The organism is Nitrobacter winogradskyi Nb-255, from assembly GCF_000012725.1.
GTDB lineage: Bacteria > Pseudomonadota > Alphaproteobacteria > Rhizobiales > Xanthobacteraceae > Nitrobacter > Nitrobacter winogradskyi.
Window position 1 is genome coordinate 1,281,007 of the sequence record NC_007406.1, and the last position, 19,685, is coordinate 1,300,691.

Annotated in this window: 21 protein-coding genes; all 21 read left to right on the plus strand. The window is 65.7% G+C overall.

Annotation, left to right across the window (positions count from 1 at the left end):
- The first annotated feature begins 17 nt into the window (after positions 1-17).
- Positions 18-428, plus strand: a complete 411-nt coding sequence (locus NWI_RS06065) for a DUF3168 domain-containing protein (protein ID WP_011314464.1) — start codon at positions 18-20, stop codon at positions 426-428.
- Between the two features lie 16 nt (positions 429-444).
- Positions 445-852, plus strand: coding sequence for a phage major tail protein, TP901-1 family (locus tag NWI_RS06070; RefSeq protein ID WP_011314465.1), 408 nt, complete (start codon positions 445-447; stop codon positions 850-852).
- A 15-nt stretch (positions 853-867) separates the two neighbouring features.
- Positions 868-1,188, plus strand: a complete 321-nt coding sequence (locus NWI_RS06075) for a gene transfer agent family protein (protein WP_011314466.1) — start codon at positions 868-870, stop codon at positions 1,186-1,188.
- Positions 1,185-1,397, plus strand: a complete 213-nt coding sequence (locus NWI_RS06080; RefSeq protein ID WP_011314467.1) for a rcc01693 family protein — start codon at positions 1,185-1,187, stop codon at positions 1,395-1,397. Before NWI_RS06075 ends, NWI_RS06080 begins: the two co-directional genes overlap by 4 nt.
- Positions 1,390-1,974: a phage tail tape measure protein gene (locus NWI_RS06085; RefSeq protein ID WP_011314468.1), complete on the plus strand. Its 585-nt coding sequence runs from the start codon at positions 1,390-1,392 to the stop codon at positions 1,972-1,974. Before NWI_RS06080 ends, NWI_RS06085 begins: the two co-directional genes overlap by 8 nt.
- A 3-nt stretch (positions 1,975-1,977) precedes the next feature.
- Entirely contained in the window at positions 1,978-2,619 is a 642-nt protein-coding gene (locus NWI_RS06090; RefSeq protein WP_011314469.1) for a DUF2460 domain-containing protein, read from the plus strand.
- A complete protein-coding gene (locus NWI_RS06095) occupies positions 2,616-3,509 on the plus strand; it encodes a DUF2163 domain-containing protein (protein WP_011314470.1) in 894 nt (297 codons plus the stop codon). Before NWI_RS06090 ends, NWI_RS06095 begins: the two co-directional genes overlap by 4 nt.
- Before the next feature lie 11 nt (positions 3,510-3,520).
- Complete coding sequence (locus NWI_RS06100; protein ID WP_011314471.1) at positions 3,521-3,967, plus strand: NlpC/P60 family protein; 447 nt, start codon at positions 3,521-3,523, stop codon at positions 3,965-3,967.
- Entirely contained in the window at positions 3,967-7,824 is a 3,858-nt protein-coding gene (locus NWI_RS06105; protein ID WP_011314472.1) for a baseplate multidomain protein megatron, read from the plus strand. The genes NWI_RS06100 and NWI_RS06105 overlap by 1 nt, the downstream gene beginning before the upstream one ends.
- A 6-nt stretch (positions 7,825-7,830) precedes the next feature.
- Positions 7,831-9,753: a DUF2793 domain-containing protein gene (locus NWI_RS16410; protein WP_011314473.1), complete on the plus strand. Its 1,923-nt coding sequence runs from the start codon at positions 7,831-7,833 to the stop codon at positions 9,751-9,753.
- Between the two features lie 147 nt (positions 9,754-9,900).
- A complete protein-coding gene (locus tag NWI_RS06120; RefSeq protein ID WP_011314474.1) occupies positions 9,901-10,401 on the plus strand; it encodes a M15 family metallopeptidase in 501 nt (166 codons plus the stop codon).
- A 55-nt stretch (positions 10,402-10,456) separates the two neighbouring features.
- A complete protein-coding gene (locus NWI_RS06125; protein ID WP_011314475.1) occupies positions 10,457-10,696 on the plus strand; it encodes a hypothetical protein in 240 nt (79 codons plus the stop codon).
- 24 nt (positions 10,697-10,720) lie between these two features.
- Positions 10,721-11,113: a hypothetical protein gene (locus NWI_RS06130; protein WP_011314476.1), complete on the plus strand. Its 393-nt coding sequence runs from the start codon at positions 10,721-10,723 to the stop codon at positions 11,111-11,113.
- 3 nt (positions 11,114-11,116) lie between these two features.
- Complete coding sequence (locus NWI_RS06135; RefSeq protein ID WP_011314477.1) at positions 11,117-11,368, plus strand: hypothetical protein; 252 nt, start codon at positions 11,117-11,119, stop codon at positions 11,366-11,368.
- A gap of 274 nt (positions 11,369-11,642) precedes the next feature.
- A complete protein-coding gene (locus NWI_RS06140; RefSeq protein WP_011314478.1) occupies positions 11,643-12,314 on the plus strand; it encodes a response regulator transcription factor in 672 nt (223 codons plus the stop codon).
- Entirely contained in the window at positions 12,304-13,701 is a 1,398-nt protein-coding gene (locus NWI_RS06145; protein ID WP_011314479.1) for a sensor histidine kinase, read from the plus strand. The genes NWI_RS06140 and NWI_RS06145 overlap by 11 nt, the downstream gene beginning before the upstream one ends.
- A gap of 106 nt (positions 13,702-13,807) precedes the next feature.
- Complete coding sequence (locus tag NWI_RS06150) at positions 13,808-14,236, plus strand: RT0821/Lpp0805 family surface protein (protein ID WP_011314480.1); 429 nt, start codon at positions 13,808-13,810, stop codon at positions 14,234-14,236.
- Between the two features lie 258 nt (positions 14,237-14,494).
- Positions 14,495-15,886, plus strand: a complete 1,392-nt coding sequence (locus tag NWI_RS06155; RefSeq protein ID WP_011314481.1) for a hypothetical protein — start codon at positions 14,495-14,497, stop codon at positions 15,884-15,886.
- Positions 15,887-16,048: 162 nt separating this feature from the next.
- Positions 16,049-17,152: a c-type cytochrome biogenesis protein CcmI gene (gene ccmI / locus NWI_RS06160; RefSeq protein WP_011314482.1), complete on the plus strand. Its 1,104-nt coding sequence runs from the start codon at positions 16,049-16,051 to the stop codon at positions 17,150-17,152.
- A gap of 34 nt (positions 17,153-17,186) precedes the next feature.
- Entirely contained in the window at positions 17,187-17,675 is a 489-nt protein-coding gene (gene ccmE / locus NWI_RS06165; RefSeq protein ID WP_011314483.1) for a cytochrome c maturation protein CcmE, read from the plus strand.
- A complete protein-coding gene (locus NWI_RS06170; protein WP_011314484.1) occupies positions 17,672-19,657 on the plus strand; it encodes a heme lyase CcmF/NrfE family subunit in 1,986 nt (661 codons plus the stop codon). Before ccmE ends, NWI_RS06170 begins: the two co-directional genes overlap by 4 nt.
- Positions 19,658-19,685: the final 28 nt, after the last annotated feature.

Genomic DNA, 19,685 nt, shown 5'->3' on the forward strand with positions numbered 1-19,685 from the left:
CGGAAAAGGACATCACCATGACCAGCGCCAATGCAGCGCTCCGCGCCGCCGTTCACGATGCGCTTGCGGCCGACAGCGGCCTTCATGCGCTGCTCGGCGGCAAGCGGGTCTATGACGAGCCGCCGCGCGGGGCGCTGTTGCCCTATGTCGCGATCGGTGAGGCGCGCGTGACCGACGTGTCGGTGGACGAGGGGCCGACGCAGGAGCATCAGATCACGCTTCATGCGCGATCCCGTCGGGGCGGTCAGAGCGAGGCGCACGCCATCGCCGGCGCGGTGTTGCAGGCTCTCGACGATGCGTCGCTGACGCTCGCCGCTCACCGGCTGGTCAATTTCCGTTTCTCGGTCGCCGATATCCGGCGCGAGTCCGATGGCCGTACCTATCACGCACAGGTGCGATTTCACGCCGTGACCGAACCCACAACCTGATCGCAAAGGAGGCGTCATGGGCGCACAGAAGGGCAAGGACCTGCTTCTGAAGATGAGCGACGGCTCGAGCTTCGTCACGGTGGCGGGGCTGCGCAGCCGCAGGATCGCGTTCAACGCGGAGATTGTCGATGTCACGGATGCGGAATCGACCGACCGCTGGCGCGAGTTGCTCGCGGGCGCGGGCGTCAGGCGTGCGTCGGTATCGGGACGCGGCCTGTTCAAGGACGCGGCGTCAGACGCCCTGGTGCGGCAGGCTTTCTTCGATGGCGCTATCAAATCGTGTCAGGTGGTGGTGCCGGACTTCGGCGCCATCGAGGGCATGTTCCAGATCGCGAGCCTCGAATTCGCGGGCGAGCACAATGGCGAGGTGACGTTCGATCTCGCGCTCGAATCCGCCGGCGCGTTGACGTTTACGGCGCTGTGAGACGGAAGGATTCAGATGCCCAACAAATATCGTGGTGAGATCGGCGCAGAGCTTGGCGGGCGGCATCGCACGTTGGTGCTGACGCTTGGCGCGCTGGCCGAGCTTGAATCCGCATTCGGCGCCGGCGACCTGATGGCGCTCGCGGAGCGTTTCGGTTCGGGCCGGGTGTCGTCGCGCGATCTGATCCGCATCATCGGCGCGGGCCTGCGCGGCGCGGGAGAGGCGGTCAGCGACGACGATGTGGCGGTGATGACGGTCGAGGGCGGCGCGGCCGGCTTCGTGAGGATCGCGGCTGGTCTGATCAGCGCGACCTTCGACGAAAGCGTCGCTCCATGAAGCCGTTTCCGTGGGCGGCGGCGATGGGCTTCGGCTTCGGCGTGTTGCGCCTTGCGCCGGATGTTTTCTGGCGGATGACGCCGCGCGAACTGGCGCAGGCCGTTCACGCGATCCGGGGACCTGCGACCACGCCGCTGGCGCGGGGTGAACTCGACGATCTGCTGGCGCGTTTTCCCGATGCGCCGCGCAAGGGAGAATCCGATGACTGACGACCCGAGTCTGCATGAGACCTCGCGCACGCTTGACGATCTCACGGTGAGGACACAGGCGCTGACCACCAGCGCGGGCGGCTTCGCGCGAGCGATGACGCAGGCGTTTTCGTCTTCGGTCAGCGGCGGCAAACAGTTCGACGACGTGCTGAAGACGCTGGCGCTGCGGGTCTCGAGTCTTGCCGTGACGGCGGCGTTCAAGCCGCTGACGGCAAGCCTCACCAGCGGCATCTCCAGCCTGTTTTCCGGACTCGCCGGCAGCATCGGCTCGTTCGGCGGCGTGCAGGCCCATGCTCTCGGCGGCATCAAGCCGTTCGCGGCCGGCGGCGTGATCGGCGCGCCGAGCTATTTCCCGATGATGGACGGCGGCGTCGGCCTCGCCGGGGAGGCGGGACCGGAAGCGATCATGCCGCTGTCGCGCGGGCCGGACGGCCGGCTCGGCGTGTCCGGCAAGGGCGGCGGCAACAGCATCACGGTGCAGATCGCGACGCCGGACCTCGACAGCTTCCGCCGCTCCGAGAGTTACATCGCGGGCCAGATCGCGCGGGCGGTCGCGCGGGGACAGCGGAGCCTGTGACGCATGACCAGCTTCCATGAAGTGCTGTTTCCGCTCGATGTCGCGCTGAAGAGCGCGGGCGGGCCGGAGCGGCGCACCGACATCGTGAGTTTCGGCTCGGGCCGCGAGGCGCGCAACGCGCGCTGGGCGCAGTCGCGGCGACGCTTCGACGCCGGTTACGGCGTCAAGACGCTGGAGGCGTTGCAGGCCGTTGTCGCCTTCTTCGAGGAGCGGCGCGGCAGGCTCTACGGCTTTCGCTGGCGCGACCGGCTGGATAGCTGTTCCGCTGCGACCGGCAGCGTTATCTCGCCGCTCGATCAGGTGATCGGGATAGGAGACGGAACGGCATCGACGTTTCAGTTGATCAAGACATATGGCGACGCTTTCGCGCCTTATGCGCGCGCGATCGGAAAGCCCGTGAACGATAGCGTGCGCGTCGCGGTCGCCGAGAGCGAGGTATCGGCGGGATCGGCCTTCACCTGCGACGCCACCACCGGCGTCGTGACGTTTCTCCCCGAGCATACGCCGCCGCCGGGAGCGGTTGTCACCGCCGGATTCAAGTTCGACGTGCCGGTGCGGTTCGACACCGACTATCTCGAAGTCGATCTCTCGACCTTCGCCGCCGGCGCTATTCCGAAAATTCCGCTGGTGGAGATACTGCCGTGAGAAGCATTCCTTCCGCGCTTCAGGCAAAGCTCGACTCCGGCGCGACCACGCTGGCGCGCTGCTGGATCGTGACGCGGCGCGACGGCGTCGTGCTCGGCTTTACCGATCACGACCGCGATCTGACGATCGGCGGCGTCCTCTGCCGCGCCGCCACCGGCTTCACCGCGTCGGAAGCCACCAGCCGTTTCGATCTCGCTGTCGATGGCGGCGAGATATCGGGCGCTTTCTCGGATGATTCCCTGAGCGAGGCCGATCTTGCCGCCGGCCGTTACGATGCCGCCGGGGTCGCGACCTGGCTGGTCGACTGGAGCGACGTCTCGCTGAGGATCCTGATCGCGCGCGGCACGATAGGAGAGGTCCGGCGCGAGGGGGCCGCCTTCACCGCGGAACTGCGCGGGCTTGCGGATGCGCTGGCGCAGGACAGCGGACGCCTGTTCACGGCGCGGTGCGGCGTCGATCTCGGCGACGGGAAATGCCGTGTCGATCTGGCCAGCTCGGCCTTTCGCCGCAGCGGGACGGTTACGGCCGTCGAGGGAACCTCGATCGTTGCGGTTTCCGGACTTTCCGGCCTTGCCGCCGGCTGGTTCACGGCGGGGCGGTTGAACTGGACCGGCGGAGCCAACGCCGGCCTCGCGATCGAGGTCAAGCAGCACCGCGTGGTCGCGGGCGTGGTGCGCCTGTCATTGTGGCGGGCGATGGCGGAGCCGATTGCCATCGGCGACAGCTTCGTGGTCACCGCCGGTTGCGACAAGAGTTTCACGACCTGCCGCGACCGCTTCGCCAACACCAGTAATTTTCGGGGTTTCCCCCAAATTCCCGGCAACGATTTCGTCGTCAGCTATCCGCTGCCGGGTTCGCCCGATAACGGCAACGGCAGCAAGGCACTGTGAAGGAGCCGCTCGTGAGTTGTGTTTGCTCGACCCGCGCGGCCATCGTCGCCGAGGCGCGCGGCTGGATCGGCACGCCCTATCGGCATCAGGCCTCGCTCAAGGGCGTCGGCTGCGATTGCCTCGGCCTGGTGCGCGGCGTCTGGCGCAACTGCATTGGCGATGAGCCGGAAACGCCGCCGCCCTATGCGCCGGACTGGGCCGAGGCAAAAGGCGACGAGACGCTCGCCGCGGCGGCGCTGCGCCATCTCGTTCCCGTCGCGCGCGACGGCTTCGGGGCGGGCGACGTGCTGCTGTTCCGATGGCGTGACGGGTTCGTCGCCAAGCATGTCGCGATCGCATCGAGCGAGCACGCCATGGTCCATGCGCATGACGGCGCGGCTGTCTGCGAAATCGCGATCGCGCCGTGGTGGCGGCGGCGGCTGGCTTACGCATTTCGTTTTCCCGGAGTCTCGGACTGATGGCAGCGCTGGTTCTTTCCGTCGCAGGCGGCGCCGCGGGCGCGTTGTTCGGGCCGGCAGGCGCGATCGCCGGGCGTCTCGCCGGCGCGCTGATCGGCAACGCCGTCGATCGCAAGCTGTTCGGGCCCGGCAACCGGACGATCGTCGGTCCGCGTCTCGCCGATCTCGATGTGATGGCCTCGACCGAGGGCGCGCCGATTCCGCGCGTCTACGGTCGCGCGCGGCTGTCGGGACAGGTGATCTGGGCGACGCGGCTGGAAGAGGTCGTCAGCAGCGAAACCTCGTCGTCCGGCGGCAAGGGCGGCGGCCTGTTCAGCGGACCGAGCACGAGGACCACCACTTACAGCTATTTCGCCAACTTCGCGGTCGGCCTTTGCGAGGGCGTGATCGGCCGTGTCGGGCGGATCTGGGCCGACGGCAGTCCGCTGGATGTTTCCGGCCTGACCTTCCGGGTCCATCGCGGCACCGAGGATCAGGCTCCGGATGATCTGATCGTCGCAAAGGAAGGGGCGGGCCGCGCGCCCGCCTATCGCGGGCTCGCTTATGTCGTGTTCGAGCGGATGCCGCTGGCGAAATTCGGCAACCGCATTCCGCAGCTTTCGTTCGAGATCATCCGCCCCATAGGGCAGCTCGAACGGATGGTGCGCGCCATGACGCTGATTCCCGGCACCACCGAGTTCGGCTATGAGCCGTCCGCCATGACGCGATCGACCGGTCCGGGTCAGTCGGAGCCGGAAAACCGGCACGTGGCGAACGCCGAATCCGACGTGATCGCCGCGCTCGACGATCTGCAGGGTGCGTGCCCGAACCTCGAAAGCGTGGCCGTGGTGGTGGCGTGGTTCGGATCGGACCTCCGCGCCGGAAGCTGCGTCGTGCGTCCGGGCGTCGACAGCGCGGGCAAGATCACGCGCGGCGGCGACTGGTCGGTGGCCGGGGTGACGCGGGGAAGCGCTTATGTGGTGTCGCAGGTCGACGGTCGTCCGGCGTTCGGCGGCACGCCCTCGGACGCCAGCGTGAGGCATCTGATCGCGGAGCTGAAGGCGCGCGGCCTCAAGGTGACGTTCTATCCCTTCGTGATGATGGATCTTCCCGCCGGCAACGGCCTGACCGACCCCTGGAGCGGAGCCTCGTCGCAGCCGGCCTATCCCTGGCGTGGCCGCATCACCTGCGATCCCGCGCCTGGGCAGCCAGGCTCGCCGCAAGGCACGGCGACGGCGGCGGCGCAGGTCGCCAGTTTCTTCACCGGCGGTAGCTGGAACTATCGCAGGATGATCCTGCATTACGCGAACCTCGTCGTGTCCGCCGGCGGCGTCGACGCGTTCCTGATCGGCTCTGAATTGCGGTCGCTGACGCGCGTACGCTCGGGGGCCGGCGTCTATCCCGCCGTCGATGCGTTGGTGACGCTCGCGGCGGAGGTGAAATCCATCGTCGGTTCATCGACGGTCGTGACCTATGGCGCGGACTGGACCGAGTATGGCGCGGATGTCGTTGACGCCGGCGCGTCCGAGGTTCGCTTTCCGCTCGATGCGCTGTGGGCGTCCAGCGCGATCGACGCCGTGGGGATCGACTATTACATGCCGCTCGCGGACTGGCGCGACGAGGCGGGGCATCTCGACTTTCACATCGCGGCCTCGACCTACGATCTCGGCTATCTCGCGGGCAACGTCTATGGCGGCGAGGGATTCGATTGGTATTACACCGATGGAACGGCGCGCGCCGCGCAGACCCGCACCCCGATCACCGACGGGCTCGGCAAGCCCTGGACGTTCCGCGTCAAGGACATCAGGTCGTGGTGGTCGTCGGCGCATCATGAGCGGGTCGGCGGTGTCGAAGTTTCAAGCCCGACCGCGTGGGTGCCGCAAAGCAAGCCGGTCTGGCTGACCGAAGCCGGCTGCCCGGCGGTGGACAAGGGGGCCAACCAGCCGAACGTGTTTCCCGATCCCAAATCCTCGGAAAACTTCCTGCCGTATTTTTCGAGCGGCAGCCGTGACGACCTGATCCAGCGCCGCTATCTGCAAGCGCTGCTCGGCAAGCTGGATCCCTCGTTCGGCGCGGCGGACGCCGACAATCCCGTCTCTTCGATCTACGGGAAGCGCATGATCGAGCCGTCCGCGATCTACCTTTGGACCTGGGACGCGCGGCCCTATCCGGCGTTTCCCGCCGCCACGGAGGTCTGGAGCGACGGACCGAACTGGCAAACCGGGCACTGGCTCACCGGCCGTCTCGGCGCCGCGCCGATGGATGCGCTGGTGCAGGCGCTGCTCACCGATAGCGGCGTCACAGGCGCCGACACCTCGGCGCTGCGCGAATCTTGCGACGGCTACGTGGTCGACCGGCCGATGTCGCCGCGGGCCATGATCGAACCGCTCGCCGGGGCTTATGCTTTCGATGCGTCCGCGGCGGACGGAACGCTGTGCTTCGTTTCGCGGGGCGGCGCGCCGGTCGCGGAATTCGCGGAAGGCGACCTGGTGCTGACGAATGGCGGCGGGCTGGCGCAGCTCACGCGCGCGCAGGAAACCGAACTGCCGCGCGAAGCGCGCTTCAGTTTTACCGACGGGACGGTGGATTACAGGCGATCCGCGGTGACGTCACGGCGTCTGGCCGGCGGATCAAACCGAAGCGTTCACTCCGATCTGGCCGTCGTCGGCGATGACGCGGCGATGGCGCGCCGGGCCGAGATCTGGCTTCAGGATTTGTGGGCGGGCCGCGAAAGCGCCGCGTTCTCGCTCGGCCCGCGATGCCTGTCGCTGACGCCGGGTGATGTCATCGCGGTGACGATCAACGGGCGGCGGCGGCTGTTCGAAATCAGCGCGCTGCTCGATGCCGAAGCGCGGCAGGTTTCAGCCCGCAGCATCGATCCCGAGGTGTTCTCCGTGCCGCTGTCTGTTCCGCGGCCGACGCGACCCGCGATTCCGGCGGCGCTCGGGCCGGTTCAGGTTTCGGTGCTCGATCTGCCGATGATCGAACCATCGGAGCCGCCGATCCTGACGCGGCTCGCGGTGTTCGCAAAGCCGTGGCCGACGTCGGTGACGGCCTGGACTTCATTCGACGGCGCGGGTTTTCAGCCGGCCGCGATCATTCCGGCACCCTCGACATCGGGCGAAACGCTCGATCCGCTGCCGGCGGGGCCATCGGGGCGATGGGACCGGGGCAACGCCGTGCGCGTGCGTCTCTATGGCGGCGCGCTCACCTCTGTATCCGATGCGCGCGTGCTCGCCGGGGCCAACGCGGCGGCGGTGCAGAACCCGGACGGTGACTGGGAGGTCTTGCAGTTTGCTCATGCGGAGCTGGTGGACGGCGGCGTTTATAAATTGTCGCGCCTGCTGCGCGGGCAGGCAGGCAGCGACCATGCCATCGCCGACGTGTTGCCGCCGGGCGCGCCATTCGTTCTGCTCAACACGCGTCTTTCGCCGCTGGCGAAAGGATTGGGCGCGCTGGATCGTCCGATCCTGGTGCGGCTTGCCGCCGCCGGACGCGCCCATGACGACCCCACGGCCGTCGCGCTGACGGTGACGCCGCGCGCGACGGCCCTGCGGCCACTGTCGCCGGTGCATGTAAAGGCGGTCCGCGAGAGTGGCGGCGTTCGCATCTCGTGGATTCGCCGGACCCGCATCGACGGCGATGGCTGGAGCGGCGAGGTGCCGCTCGGCGAGGATGTCGAAGCCTATACGCTCGATGTTTTCTCGGGCGGCGCGATCGTGCGCAGCATCGCGTGCGGCGCGCCGGAAGCGTTCTACCCCGAGGCCGACGAACTGGCGGATTTCGGTGCGCCTCAGGCAAGCCTGCATCTTCGCGTCGCGCAAATCTCGGCGACCGTCGGCGCGGGTCACCCCACTGAGCTTACTCTCACCCTCTGAGTTGCCATGACAGACACACCTAATCTCGGGTTGCCGTATATCGACGGCAGCCAGGCCCAGAAGCACGTCACTCACAATGAGGCGCTGCGCATACTCGACGCGGCGATCCAGATCGGCGTGCTCGATCGGACGCTCACCACGCCGCCGTCGAGCCCGGCGGCGGGTGAACGGTACGTCGTCGCAGGCGGTGCGACCGGCGATTGGGCCGGGAAGGATGATGCGATCGCGACCTGGCAGGACGACGCCTGGGCGTTCCTTACGCCGAAGGCGGGATGGTGCATCTGGTCGGCGGCGGATGAGAGCCTGTTCGTGTTCGACGGCTCCGCGTGGCAGGGCGCGGGTGGCGCTGCTTCGCTCGACAGCGTTGCGCAGCTCGGCGTCAACGCCGCCGCCAGCACGCCTAATCTGCTGACGGTCAAATCCAACGCCGCGCTGTTTGCAGCCATCGACGCCGTCGATGGCGGCACCGGCGACGTGCGGCTTCAGGTCTCGAAGGAGGGTTCGGCCAACACGGCGTCAGTATTTTTCTCGAACGGCTTTTCAGGACGGGCCGAGTTCGGTCTTGTCGGGGCGGACGCCTTCAAGCTCAAGGTGTCGGCGGACGGCTCAGGCTGGATCGAGGCTCTCGATATCGATCAGGATACCGGCAATGTGGCGCTGCCGCGCGGACTGGCGCTGACGGGCGTTGTTGCTCCCGCGCAGATCACGGCCGATCAGGACGACTACGCCCCGGCGGGACTTGCGGCCGCTTCGGTGCTGCAAATCAGCACGGACGCCCCGCGCGGCCTTTCGGGCCTGGCTGGCGGAACCGAAGGGCGTTGTCTCATCATCATCAACGTGGGCGGCCAGCCGGTCACGCTGCTGAATGAAAGCGCCTTGTCGTCGGCGTCAAATCGTTTTTCCCTCAACGACAGCCTTGTGATCTCGGCGAAACAGGCCGCAATTCTGCGTTATGACGGCACCGCGGCGCGCTGGCAGGCGATCGCTGGCGGGGTGGCCGGAGCGGGGGCTTCAGGGGGCGGATTCATCTCCCCGCCGCAAGGACGCCTGACGCTTGCGAGCGGCGTGCCGGTGATGACGACGACGCAGAGCGCGAAGAGCACGCTCTATTACACGCCGTACCAGGGTAACCAGATTCCGATCTACAACGGCACTGAGATGGTGCCCATGGCATTCGCCGAACTGTCCGTCGCGACCACGGACACGACGAAGAATCCGGCAGCGATCGGCGCCGGCAAGGTCAACGACTGGTTCGTCTGGAACGACGGCGGCACGTTGCGGCTTTCGCATGGTCCCGACTGGACCAGCGACACAACGCGCAGCGCGGGCACCGCGTTGACGAGGGTCAATGGCATTCTTCTCAACGCGGTGGCCATCACCAACGGTCCGGCGGCTTCACGCGGCACTTACGTCGGCACGACGCGGAGCAATGGTTCCTCGCTCCTCGACTGGATTTCGGGAAGCACCGCATCCGGCGGCGGCATGGCCTCCTTGAATGTCTGGAACGCCTTCAACCGCGCCGATGTCACGACGACAGTCTCCGACAGCACGGGGTCATGGAGCTACAGCAGCTCGGCCGTCCGCCCATCCGGGAACAGCACGTCGAACCGAATTCAGTTCGTCAGCGGCCTGGCCGAGGAGGGGATTTCCATGATGCTCTCGCAACGCATAGCGACCGCGACAGCAGCCGGCGCGCTGGGAAGGATCGGAATAGGGCTGGATTCGACATCGGCCTATTCGTTCCATGCGCTCGGCGTGTCTCCGGCTAGTGGAGTGGTGTTCAACGCCGCGCTCACAGTGCAGGGAGCGACACCTCCGCAGTTGGGCGCTCATTATCTTCAGGCGCTTGAGAGCGGCGACGGGACGAACGCCACGACGTTCGTCGGCGGTGGTGAGCCCTATCAGTTCAGCGCGCGATTGCGGATGTAGGCGCGGCTTGCGAACAGGTCGCGCTGGACCGGGCATCCGCCCTCTTGATCGTTCGCGCCGGCGAACCTCGTCGACGCGCCGCAGGCAGTCGCGTCTCGACCGAGCCGGGTGAAGTCCGGCTTCCATTCCCAAAAAAGGATCGATCTCATGCCCAACGCAGCGGTGGCCGCGAACGTCTACGCATGGCCCAAGGACACGACGGCGGCGAAGAATGCCTTCTACGGCAATTTCCACGCCGCCAGATGGCAACAGCAATACCTGATCCGGATCACGACGCCGTTCCAGATGTATTACGACAAGAAGCCGATCCCGTCGCTTCTGGTGAACAGGATGTGCGCGCAGGCCATGTTGTCCTGCTTCAACGATATCTGGAATGCCTGCGATCATGACCAGAAGAAGGTCGACGCGGCTGGCGCGAGCGACTTCGGCGGCTGCTTCAATATCCGTCCCATTGCCGGATCGAAAAACTGGTCGAACCATTCGTGGGCGTGCGCGGTCGACCTGTCGCCCAGGTCGAACGGTTTCAACATGAAGGCCACGCTGTCGCGCGTCGTCATCGATGTGTTCAAGGCGCACGGCGCGCGTTGGGGCGGGGACTACAGGGGCCGCAAGGACCCCATGCATTTCGAGTTCATTCGTCCCGCGTAACACCCGCCGCGCGACGGTCTCGCGCAATCCTCACAACATTCACTGGAGACAAGACATGACATCAGATTCGGTGTGGCAGATCGTGCGCTACCTGCTGATCGCGGCCGGAAGCTTCGCTACCGGCAAGGGATGGGTCACGGCAGATCAGGTGACCAGCATCATCGGCGCGATCGGCACGCTCTTTACGGTGGCATGGGGGCTTTACGTCAAGGCCGACACCAAGGCGGTTCGCTCGGCCACCGCCGCGCGCCCCGACGTGCCCACGGTCAGCGCAGCGACCGGCGCGGTCAAGTAATCCAGACGACAGGAGCCACCATCCATGCGAAAACTTGTCGCCGCGATAGCGGTCGTCTGCGGTCTGGCGCTGGCAGGTTGCCAGACCGTCGCGCTGCCCTCGCTGAACCTCAACAGCGCCGCCTCGCTCAATACGGTGTACGGCATCCAGAACGCCTTTGGCGTCGCGGTGAACGCCGCCAATGCCTACAGGGCGCTGCCGCTTTGCCGGACCGGAACCGGGCCGGGGATGATCAACATCTGCGCCAAGCGTTCGGTGATCGAAAGGCTGCAATCGGCGATGCGCAAGGCGCGCCTCGCCGTGAACAATCTGGTCGCGTTGCAGAAAGCCTATCCGTCCGTCGACATCAGCAACGCGTTCGCGGCGGCGCGGTCGGCGCTGATCGCCGTCCAGCAGATCCTCGCCTCGGGAGCATAGCGCATGGTGACCGCAGCAGAAGTGTCAGCCGGCCTCACGGCCGCTGAAGCCATCGTCAACGCCATCATCAAGGTCGCGCCCGCGATCGAACGCGGCGTGGTGTCATCGATCCCCTATATTCAGGCCATCGCCGGCCTGATCGGCGGCAAAAACGCCACCGCCGAGGAGATCGATGCGGTGTTGGCCCGGATCAACGCGGAGGTTGACCTGTTCCTGAGTCCGCTGCCGCCCGACGACGGCTCGACCACGACGTAACGGCGGCTGGGCGTCCGGTGCAGGCGGGCCTGCTTCGGACGGAAACAAGGCGTAAGCGGGTTCCTATGGCGTTTTCGAGCGAAGTGGATACCGGTTCGCGTGAAGAAAACGCGTTAAATCAAGGCCAGAAGCGAAAAGGCTATAGTGTGGTGGTTCGGAAGTTCGCATCAAAGGTTGCGGCAAGGGTATGCGAACTTCGGAATCGGGACATTAGCGTTCATTTGCCATTCACGCGGTGACGGTTCATCCTGAAGGGAGGAATCAGGAGCCCGCTTTGCGCCTTCTCGTCGTCGAGGATGATCCCGATCTCAATCGTCAGCTCACGACAGCGCTGACCGACGCCGGCTACGTCGTCGATCGCGCGTTCGACGGCGAGGAGGCGCATTTCCTCGGTGACAGCGAACCTTATGACGCGGTGGTGCTGGACATCGGCCTGCCGAAGATGGACGGCATTTCCGTGCTGGAAGCCTGGCGGCGGGGGGGCCGCACCATGCCGGTCCTGATTCTCACCGCGCGGGATCGCTGGAGCGACAAGGTGCAGGGGTTCGACGCCGGCGCTGACGACTATGTTGCGAAACCCTTCCATCTGGAGGAAATCCTGGCGCGGATGCGCGCGCTGCTGCGACGGAGCACGGGGCACGCGCACTCCGAACTGACCTGCGGGCCGGTGACGCTGGATACCCGCACGGGCCGCGTCAGCGTCGGCGGCAATCCGGTCAAGATGACGTCGCATGAATACCGGCTGCTGGCCTACCTCATGCACCATATCGGCCGGGTCGTGTCGCGCACCGAACTGGTCGAACATCTTTACGATCAGGATTTCGATCGTGACTCCAACACAATCGAAGTGTTTGTCGGCCGTATTCGCAAGAAGCTGGACGTCGATATCATCCAGACGGTACGCGGGCTCGGCTATCTGCTCACGCCGCCGGCAGATGCGCGTTAGGGAAATTCTAGGCTTTCGTTCCAATTCGCTGGCGTCGCGGCTGTTCCTGTCGGCGACCGCGTGGGTCGTGGTCGTGCTCCTCGTGACCGGCGTGGTGCTGTCTTCAGTCTATCGCTCGGCGTCCGAGCGTGCCTTCGACCGCCGCCTCAATCTCTATCTCCGCACCCTGATCGCCGAAGTGACGGCGCCCGACGAGCCGGATGACCGTCAGTTCCAGTCGCTCGGTGAGCCGCTGTTCGATCTGCCCTTGTCGGGCTGGTACTGGGAGGTCGACCGTACCGATCCGGGCAAAGCGGAAACCCGCGCATCGCGCTCGCTATGGGACAAGAAGCTCCCGAAGCTCGTGGATCAGGGCATTGCGCTTTCCTCGTCCGGAGTCCGCGCCGGATATGTCGACGGGCCCGAAGGTCAAATCCTCCGCATGGCGGAGCGGCCGGTCGATCTCGGCGCCGACGGCAAGTTCCGTGTCGCCGTGGCCGGAGACGCCTCGGAAATTTTCGATGAAACGAGGGCTTTCGACTATTACCTCGGCGGCACCTTCGCCGCGCTCACGATCGGATTGCTTCTCACCACGATCTTTCAGGTGCGATTCGGTCTTGCGCCGCTGAAACGGATCTCGGACGCGATCGCCGACATCCGGTCGGGCCGCGCGGAGCGACTGGAAGGTGAATTCCCCGTGGAGATCGCGCCCCTTGCCTGGGAGACCAACGCGCTGATCGATGCCAACCGGGAGATCGTCGAGCGTGCCCGCACCCACGTCGGCAACCTCGCGCACGCGGTCAAGACGCCGCTTTCGGTTATCATCAACGAGGCCAGCGCGCATGAGGGCGATTCCTTCGCCGCCAAAATGCTCGAACAGGCCGGGATGATGCGCAACCAGGTCGCCCATCATCTGGAGCGCGCCCGCCTGGCTGCGCGGCTCACCGTCATTGGAACGGTGACGGATGTCGCGCCCGTCGTCGAGGCGCTGCGCAGGACCATGGAGAAAATTCATCGCGATCGCGATATCACGATTGAGGTCGACGTCAGTCCGGGGACGAAATTTCGCGGCGAACGCCAGGATCTTGAGGAGATGGTCGGCAATCTTGTAGACAATGCCTGCAAGTGGGCGCATTCGCGGGTGTTCATCACCACGTCCGTCCGTCCGCCTTCCGGAGTTGAGCCTGCGATGCTGCACATTACCGTCGACGATAACGGTCAGGGATTGTCGGATGCCGAGCGGATGCAGGCCTCGCAGCGCGGCCGCCGCATCGACGAGACCAAGCCGGGATCCGGACTGGGGTTGTCGATCGTCACCGATCTTGCAGCCCTCTATGGCGGTCGCCTGACGCTGGATACCGCGCCGATCGGCGGATTGCGCGCCGAACTGTTGCTGCCGTCAGCTTGAGCCCCGGTTTGCTGGTCGTCCCATGTCGAAGTCCCGCCCGCATCACCCGTTCCCGTGCAATCGAATGCGGAATCCGTCCGGCGAAAAGCGCCGGGGGAGCGTGAATATGCTGCTGATTGCCGTGGCGGCGACGCTCGCTCTCGGCGGTTGCGACACGACGGGTTCCGGCGGCCCTGACGCTCCCGGCCTGACGGCCTTCGCCGGCTTCTGGGAAGGGGCCACCGGTCCCGCGACAGCCGCGGCGCTGGGTGGATTGATTGGACCGAAACTCGGTTCCGCCCTGGATGACAACGACCGTCGGCTGGCCTATCAGGCGCAGATCGATGCGCTTGAGCGTGGCGCGCCGGGCGCGCCGATTACCTGGCGCAATCCGGATAGCGGCCGTCACGGCAATATCGTCGCCGGACCGGAATATGAGGTGGAGGGTGCGACATGCCGCGGCTATTCCCACACCGTCACGATTGCCGGTCAACTCCAGACCGTGCGCAGAACCGCTTGCCGGAACGCTGACGGACGCTGGACCGCGACCGGCTGATTGTAAGGCCGCAAAATTTGAATCAAATCAAAGCCTCACTGACCAGCATTCAAGCATGGAATGAGTCCTCCCCGCTCCCTGATGAAATGCGAAGCGGGATCGCGTTTCTGATTTGACGTATTTTCTTGGCGCGAGCCGTTATCCCGTTGTCTCGAAACTCCTCCGGCCCGGCGCAACGCATCCTTAAGACCGCGTCTGATATGAGGCGCTACGGGCTTTCCGGTGTCCGCGCGATCGTTCGCGTGAAGATGTGCGTGCATGGACCAGACCTCGATCGAACGGCTGAAGGACTACCTTGCGCAGCTTCCGCCGAAATCGCAGGCGTTGTTGATGCGGGAGTTCGAGCGCGCGGTGGAGCGCGGCGAAGACGCTGCGGTCGCGAACCTCGTTCTCGGGGAGCTGCGCCGGATTGACCCCCAATCGGGTGACAGCGAGCAGCGGAGTGAAGACCCGGTCCGGCATCTGTTCCGTCCCCTCGATCCGTTTCTCGTGGAAGACAATGTCGTGCCGCGCTCCGGCCAGATCCGGCGCAACTCGCTCGTGCCGGTCTGGCGTTGGCTGGCGCGCGAGGGCGCGCCGGATGACGCGCGCGCGTTCGAGGCCGTGCTGGCGGCTGAGGCCGGATCGGCATCCGGGATCGAGACGGCGGCACGGGTTTTCCAGCCGGTGGCGGCAGCCGCCATCCTGCGAATCCTTACGGATAGTTCCGGCATCAACCGCCAGCGGACGCTTGGCCGCATCAGCGCTCCCGGCGTCATTGAAGATCTGCCCGCGATCGCGGCGGTTCTGCACGCGCGCGAAGCCCTCGACACCCTGAATATTCGGCTGCCTGGTTTTCTGCCTGTCTTCGGCGAGCCGCAGATCGCCTCCCTGATGACGGCGCTCAATGTTCCTTCCCTGCAAACGCCGGCGGCCTTGCCGTTTGCGTTGTCGCTGGTGATGCAGCGCCTGTCGGCACCGTGGCAGATCATCCGCCTCGCGGTTCAGGTCGCGGGGTCGGACGATGAGATACGCGTGGCGGCGACGCCTTATGGCGTGGCCGTCAAGATGGCGCTCGACGATCTGTCGCAGACGTCGGCCGTTCTGCGGGCCGATATCCGGCGCGGCCGGTTCGAGAATGTCTCCCGGCACTTGAAGACCTTGCACGACGGTGTTCGCGGGCTAAGGACCGAGCTTGATATCCGAACCGATTCCGGCTGGGGGCGTCAGCTCGCGGCGATCAGGGTCGATATTTCCGAGGTTCTGCAATCGGAGATCGAAGGCGTCGCCGGCCGTGTGCGGCGTATTTTGCGTCAGCGGCCCGACAAGGACATTCCAGCCGGCGCAAAACTCGACTCGATCGAGGTCGAGGAAACCGCCGCGTTGATCGATTTTGTCGCGGTATGCCGGACCTACGCCAGCGAACTGGCCATCAACGAAGTCACGACGCGCACCTATTCGGACTTGCAGCATTACGTCGAGAGGACCTCCGAAACCCTTGTCGAAGCGCTTCGCAACGGCGATGAGCGCGTGCGGGCGTTCCGGCAGCAGCAGGTCAAGGCGGTGATCCGTTTTTGCGAGGTTCTGTTCGGCCGGGATTACTCGTCGCTGATGAGCCGGGCGGCGGACCACGCGCTCACGGCCGAACGCAAATCGTCGCGGGCAGGGTGAGCGGGCGTCCGTGTTTCCGATAAACGCTATTAAATCATGCGGTTGTGGATGTTTACCGTCAATTGTGCCGCAATTGTCAATTGCGTCCGTATTCCAGTCGTGATGTAACCCGGCCGTCGAACGGCCGCTCCCGGCGCCGCTACCAGATGGAACCCTGATGAGATGACGGTGTGGTTTGTGTTCGCGCTGATGACCGCCGGTGCGGCTTTCGCGGTGCTGTGGCCGCTCGGTCGGTCAGGCAGTCGGCGAACCTCGGGCGGCAGCGAGACCACGGTTTACCGCGACCAACTGGCCGAGGTCGGGCGCGATGCCGCCGCCGGCCTGATCGGCGAGGCGGAGGCGGCTGCGGCGCGGGTCGAGATCGGGCGCCGGCTTCTGGAAGCGGCTGACGCGGAACGTCATCAGCCGCAGGATTCGAAACTCTGGCTGCGCCGTGCGGTGGCGGTGGTCGCGCTGGCGGGAATCCCGTTGCTGGCGTTCGCGACCTACCTCCCTCTGGGATCGCCGCAAATGCCCGATTTCCCCCTCGCGGCGCGCATTCAAACCGCCGATGCGTCGCAATCCCTCGACAGCCTCGTGGCGCGTGTCGAATCGCACCTGGAGAAGAATCCCGGCGACGGCCGGGGCTGGACCGTACTGGCGCCGATACTCGCGAAGCTCGGCCGCTTCGACGACGCGGCGCGCGCCTATCGCAACGTGATCACGTATGAGGGCGAGACCGCGCCGCGCCGCGCCGATCTCGGGGCGGCGATCGCGGGGGCGGCCAACGGCATCGTCACCGCCGAGGCGAAGAAGGAGTTCGAGCGGGCGCTCGCCCTGAACCCGCAGGAGGCGAAGGCGCGCTTTTTCCTTGGAATGGCCGCGCAGCAGGACGGCCGCAGCGCCGACGCCATGAAGATCTGGAAAGCCCTGCTGGCCGATGCGCCTGCGGATGCGGAATGGCGCGTGACCGTGCAGGAGGCGCTGGCGCAGCTCGGGGACGGCGCGCCTCGCCCGACGGAAGAAGCGGTGGCCGCGGCGAGCGACATGAACGAAGCGGATCGCTCCGCGATGATCCACACGATGGTCGACCGGCTGGCGGCGCGCCTGAAGCAGGACGGCAACGATGTCGAGGGATGGCTGCGCCTCGCCCGCGCCTATATGGTGCTCAATCAGCCGGAGAAGTCGCGCGCCGTGCGCGATGACGCGCGCCGCGCGCTCGGGCGGAATGAAGCAGGGTTGCGCCAGCTCAACGAAGGGTTCAAGGCGCTCGGGATAGACGGATGATCGAGGTATTTGCTTTGCGCGCAGGTGGTGAAACATGACTCGCAAGCAGCGGCGCTTGACGATGATCGGCGGAGCGCTCGTGGTGCTCGGCATCGCGGCCGCGCTGGTGCTTAATGCCCTGCGCGATTCCATCGTGTTTTTCTCGACGCCGATGATGGTGTCGGAGAAGCATATTCAGCCGGGGCAACGCTTTCGGCTAGGCGGGCTGGTGCAGACCGGTTCGCTGGTCCGCGGTGACAATCTCGCCGTTTCATTCAGGGTGTCTGACGGGAGCGCCACCCTCCCGGTGAGTTACAAGGGCATTCTGCCTGATCTGTTCCGCGAGGGGCAGGGGGTGGTCGCCGAGGGCGCGCTTGATAATTCGGGTGTGTTCCAGGCCGACACCGTGCTGGCCAAGCACGACGAGACCTACATGCCGAAAGAGGTCGCGGATGCCTTGAAGAAGCAGGGGCATTGGAAGGACGATTATGGCGCGCAGCCCGGAGCCGCTGAAGCTTCTAGCAAGCAGGAGGTGTCGCAATGATCGCCGAGGCCGGGCATTTCGCGCTGGTGCTGGCGCTCGGGCTCGCGCTGATCCAGTCCGTGGTTCCGATCATCGGCGCAAGACTGCACGACGGCGCGTTGATGAACGTGGCGCGCTCGACCGCGCTGGCGCAATTGCTGTTTGTCGCCGCTTCGTTTTTCGCGCTTGCGACGCTGTACGTGGTTTCCGATTTCTCGGTCCTCAACGTCTTCCAGAATTCCCACTCGCTGAAGCCGATGATCTACAAGATCACCGGCGTCTGGGGCAATCACGAAGGCTCCATGCTGTTGTGGGTGACGATCCTCGCTTTGTTCGGCGGGCTGGTCGCGGCGTTCGGCAATAATCTTCCGCTGACGCTGCGCGCCCATGTGCTGGCGGTGCAGGGCTGGGTCGCGACCGCGTTCTACCTGTTCATCCTGCTGACATCGAATCCGTTCACGCGGATCGCCAGCCCGCCGATGGAGGGGCGCGATCTCAATCCTGTGCTGCAGGATATCGGGCTCGCGGTACACCCGCCGATGCTTTATCTCGGCTATGTCGGCTTCTCCATCGCGTTCTCCTTCGCGGTCGCCGCCCTGATCGAAGGCCGCATCGACGCAGCCTGGGCGCGCTGGGTGCGGCCATGGACGCTGGTGGCGTGGATTTTCCTCACCCTCGGAATCGCGATGGGATCGTACTGGGCCTATTACGAACTCGGCTGGGGTGGCTGGTGGTTCTGGGATCCGGTCGAGAACGCCTCGCTGATGCCGTGGCTGGCGGGAACGGCGCTGCTGCATTCCTCGGTGGTGATGGAAAAGCGCAACGCGCTGAAAGTATGGACCATCCTGCTCGCGATCCTGACGTTCTCGCTGTCGCTGCTCGGCACCTTTTTGGTGCGTTCGGGCGTGCTGACGTCAGTCCATGCCTTTGCTACCGACCCGACGCGCGGCGTCTTCATCCTGCTGATCCTCTGCACCTTCATCGGCGGCAGCCTCACCTTGTTTATCTGGCGTGCGTCCACTCTGAAGCAGGGCGGCTTGTTCGCGCCGGTCTCGCGCGAAGGCGCGCTCGTGCTCAACAACCTGTTCCTGACCACGGCCTGCGCCACCGTGTTCGTCGGCACGTTGTATCCGCTGGCGCTCGAGGTCATCACCGGCAACAGGATTTCGGTCGGAGCGCCGTTCTTCAACCTGACGTTCGCGCCCTTGTTCGTCCCGCTGCTGATCGCGGTGCCGTTCGGCCCGCTGCTGGCGTGGAAGCGCGGTGATCTGCTCGGTGCCTCTCAACGGCTGATCGCCGCCGGGGTCGGCAGCGTGATCGCCGTGGCCGTGCTGTGGGCATGGACGCGTGGCGGCAGCACCTTCGCGCCGCTGGCGATCGGACTGGCGGTGTTCGTGATTATCGGCGCTCTCTGTGATCTCGCCGAGCGCGTCAACCTGTTTCGTGCGTCGCTGCCGGTTTCCCTGCGCCGCGCGAAAGGATTGCCTCGTTCGGCGTGGGGCACGGTTTTCGCCCATGCCGGCCTCGGGGTAGCCTTGATCGGCATCGTCTGCGAAACCACCTGGAATACCGAATACATCGCCTCGATGAAGATCAACGACGTGGCGCGGGTCGGTGGCTACAGTCTGACGTTCGAGGGTACGACGCAGCATCAGCGATCCAACTATCGCGAAGATATCGCGCGCTTCACCGTCAGTCGGGACGGGCAGCCGATCGCGGTCATGATGCCCTCCAAGCGTAACTTCACGACGCGCGCGGCTTCGACCACGGAAGCGGCGCTGCTGACGCGTGGCGCGAGCCAGCTCTACATCTCGCTCGGTGAAGCCACCGCCGATGGGTCGATCGCGGTGCGCATCTATCACAAGCCTATGGTGTTGCTGATCTGGTTCGGTCCGGTCCTGATGGCCTTCGGCGGCGTGCTGTCGCTGTCAGACCGGCGCTTGCGGGTCGGTGCGCCGAAACCGGCGAAGGCCGGCTGGCGCACGCTCCAGCCGGCGGAGTAAGGCTGCCATGCGTGAACTCGTACAAACC

Excerpts from the sequence above, each read along its gene's own strand:
- NWI_RS06065 (WP_011314464.1), top strand. The coding sequence starts at position 18 with ATGACCAGCGCCAATGCAGCGCTCCGCGCCGCCGTTCACGATGCGCTT.
- NWI_RS06070 (WP_011314465.1), top strand. The coding sequence starts at position 445 with ATGGGCGCACAGAAGGGCAAGGACCTGCTTCTGAAGATGAGCGACGGC.
- NWI_RS06075 (WP_011314466.1), top strand. The coding sequence starts at position 868 with ATGCCCAACAAATATCGTGGTGAGATCGGCGCAGAGCTTGGCGGGCGG.
- NWI_RS06080 (WP_011314467.1), top strand. The coding sequence starts at position 1,185 with ATGAAGCCGTTTCCGTGGGCGGCGGCGATGGGCTTCGGCTTCGGCGTG.
- NWI_RS06085 (WP_011314468.1), top strand. The coding sequence starts at position 1,390 with ATGACTGACGACCCGAGTCTGCATGAGACCTCGCGCACGCTTGACGAT.
- NWI_RS06090 (WP_011314469.1), top strand. The coding sequence starts at position 1,978 with ATGACCAGCTTCCATGAAGTGCTGTTTCCGCTCGATGTCGCGCTGAAG.
- NWI_RS06105 (WP_011314472.1), top strand. The coding sequence starts at position 3,967 with ATGGCAGCGCTGGTTCTTTCCGTCGCAGGCGGCGCCGCGGGCGCGTTG.
- NWI_RS16410 (WP_011314473.1), top strand. The coding sequence starts at position 7,831 with ATGACAGACACACCTAATCTCGGGTTGCCGTATATCGACGGCAGCCAG.
- NWI_RS06120 (WP_011314474.1), top strand. The coding sequence starts at position 9,901 with ATGCCCAACGCAGCGGTGGCCGCGAACGTCTACGCATGGCCCAAGGAC.
- NWI_RS06125 (WP_011314475.1), top strand. The coding sequence starts at position 10,457 with ATGACATCAGATTCGGTGTGGCAGATCGTGCGCTACCTGCTGATCGCG.
- NWI_RS06130 (WP_011314476.1), top strand. The coding sequence starts at position 10,721 with ATGCGAAAACTTGTCGCCGCGATAGCGGTCGTCTGCGGTCTGGCGCTG.
- NWI_RS06135 (WP_011314477.1), top strand. The coding sequence starts at position 11,117 with ATGGTGACCGCAGCAGAAGTGTCAGCCGGCCTCACGGCCGCTGAAGCC.
- NWI_RS06145 (WP_011314479.1), top strand. The coding sequence starts at position 12,304 with ATGCGCGTTAGGGAAATTCTAGGCTTTCGTTCCAATTCGCTGGCGTCG.
- NWI_RS06150 (WP_011314480.1), top strand. The coding sequence starts at position 13,808 with ATGCTGCTGATTGCCGTGGCGGCGACGCTCGCTCTCGGCGGTTGCGAC.
- NWI_RS06155 (WP_011314481.1), top strand. The coding sequence starts at position 14,495 with ATGGACCAGACCTCGATCGAACGGCTGAAGGACTACCTTGCGCAGCTT.
- ccmI (WP_011314482.1), top strand. The coding sequence starts at position 16,049 with ATGACGGTGTGGTTTGTGTTCGCGCTGATGACCGCCGGTGCGGCTTTC.
- ccmE (WP_011314483.1), top strand. The coding sequence starts at position 17,187 with ATGACTCGCAAGCAGCGGCGCTTGACGATGATCGGCGGAGCGCTCGTG.
- NWI_RS06170 (WP_011314484.1), top strand. The coding sequence starts at position 17,672 with ATGATCGCCGAGGCCGGGCATTTCGCGCTGGTGCTGGCGCTCGGGCTC.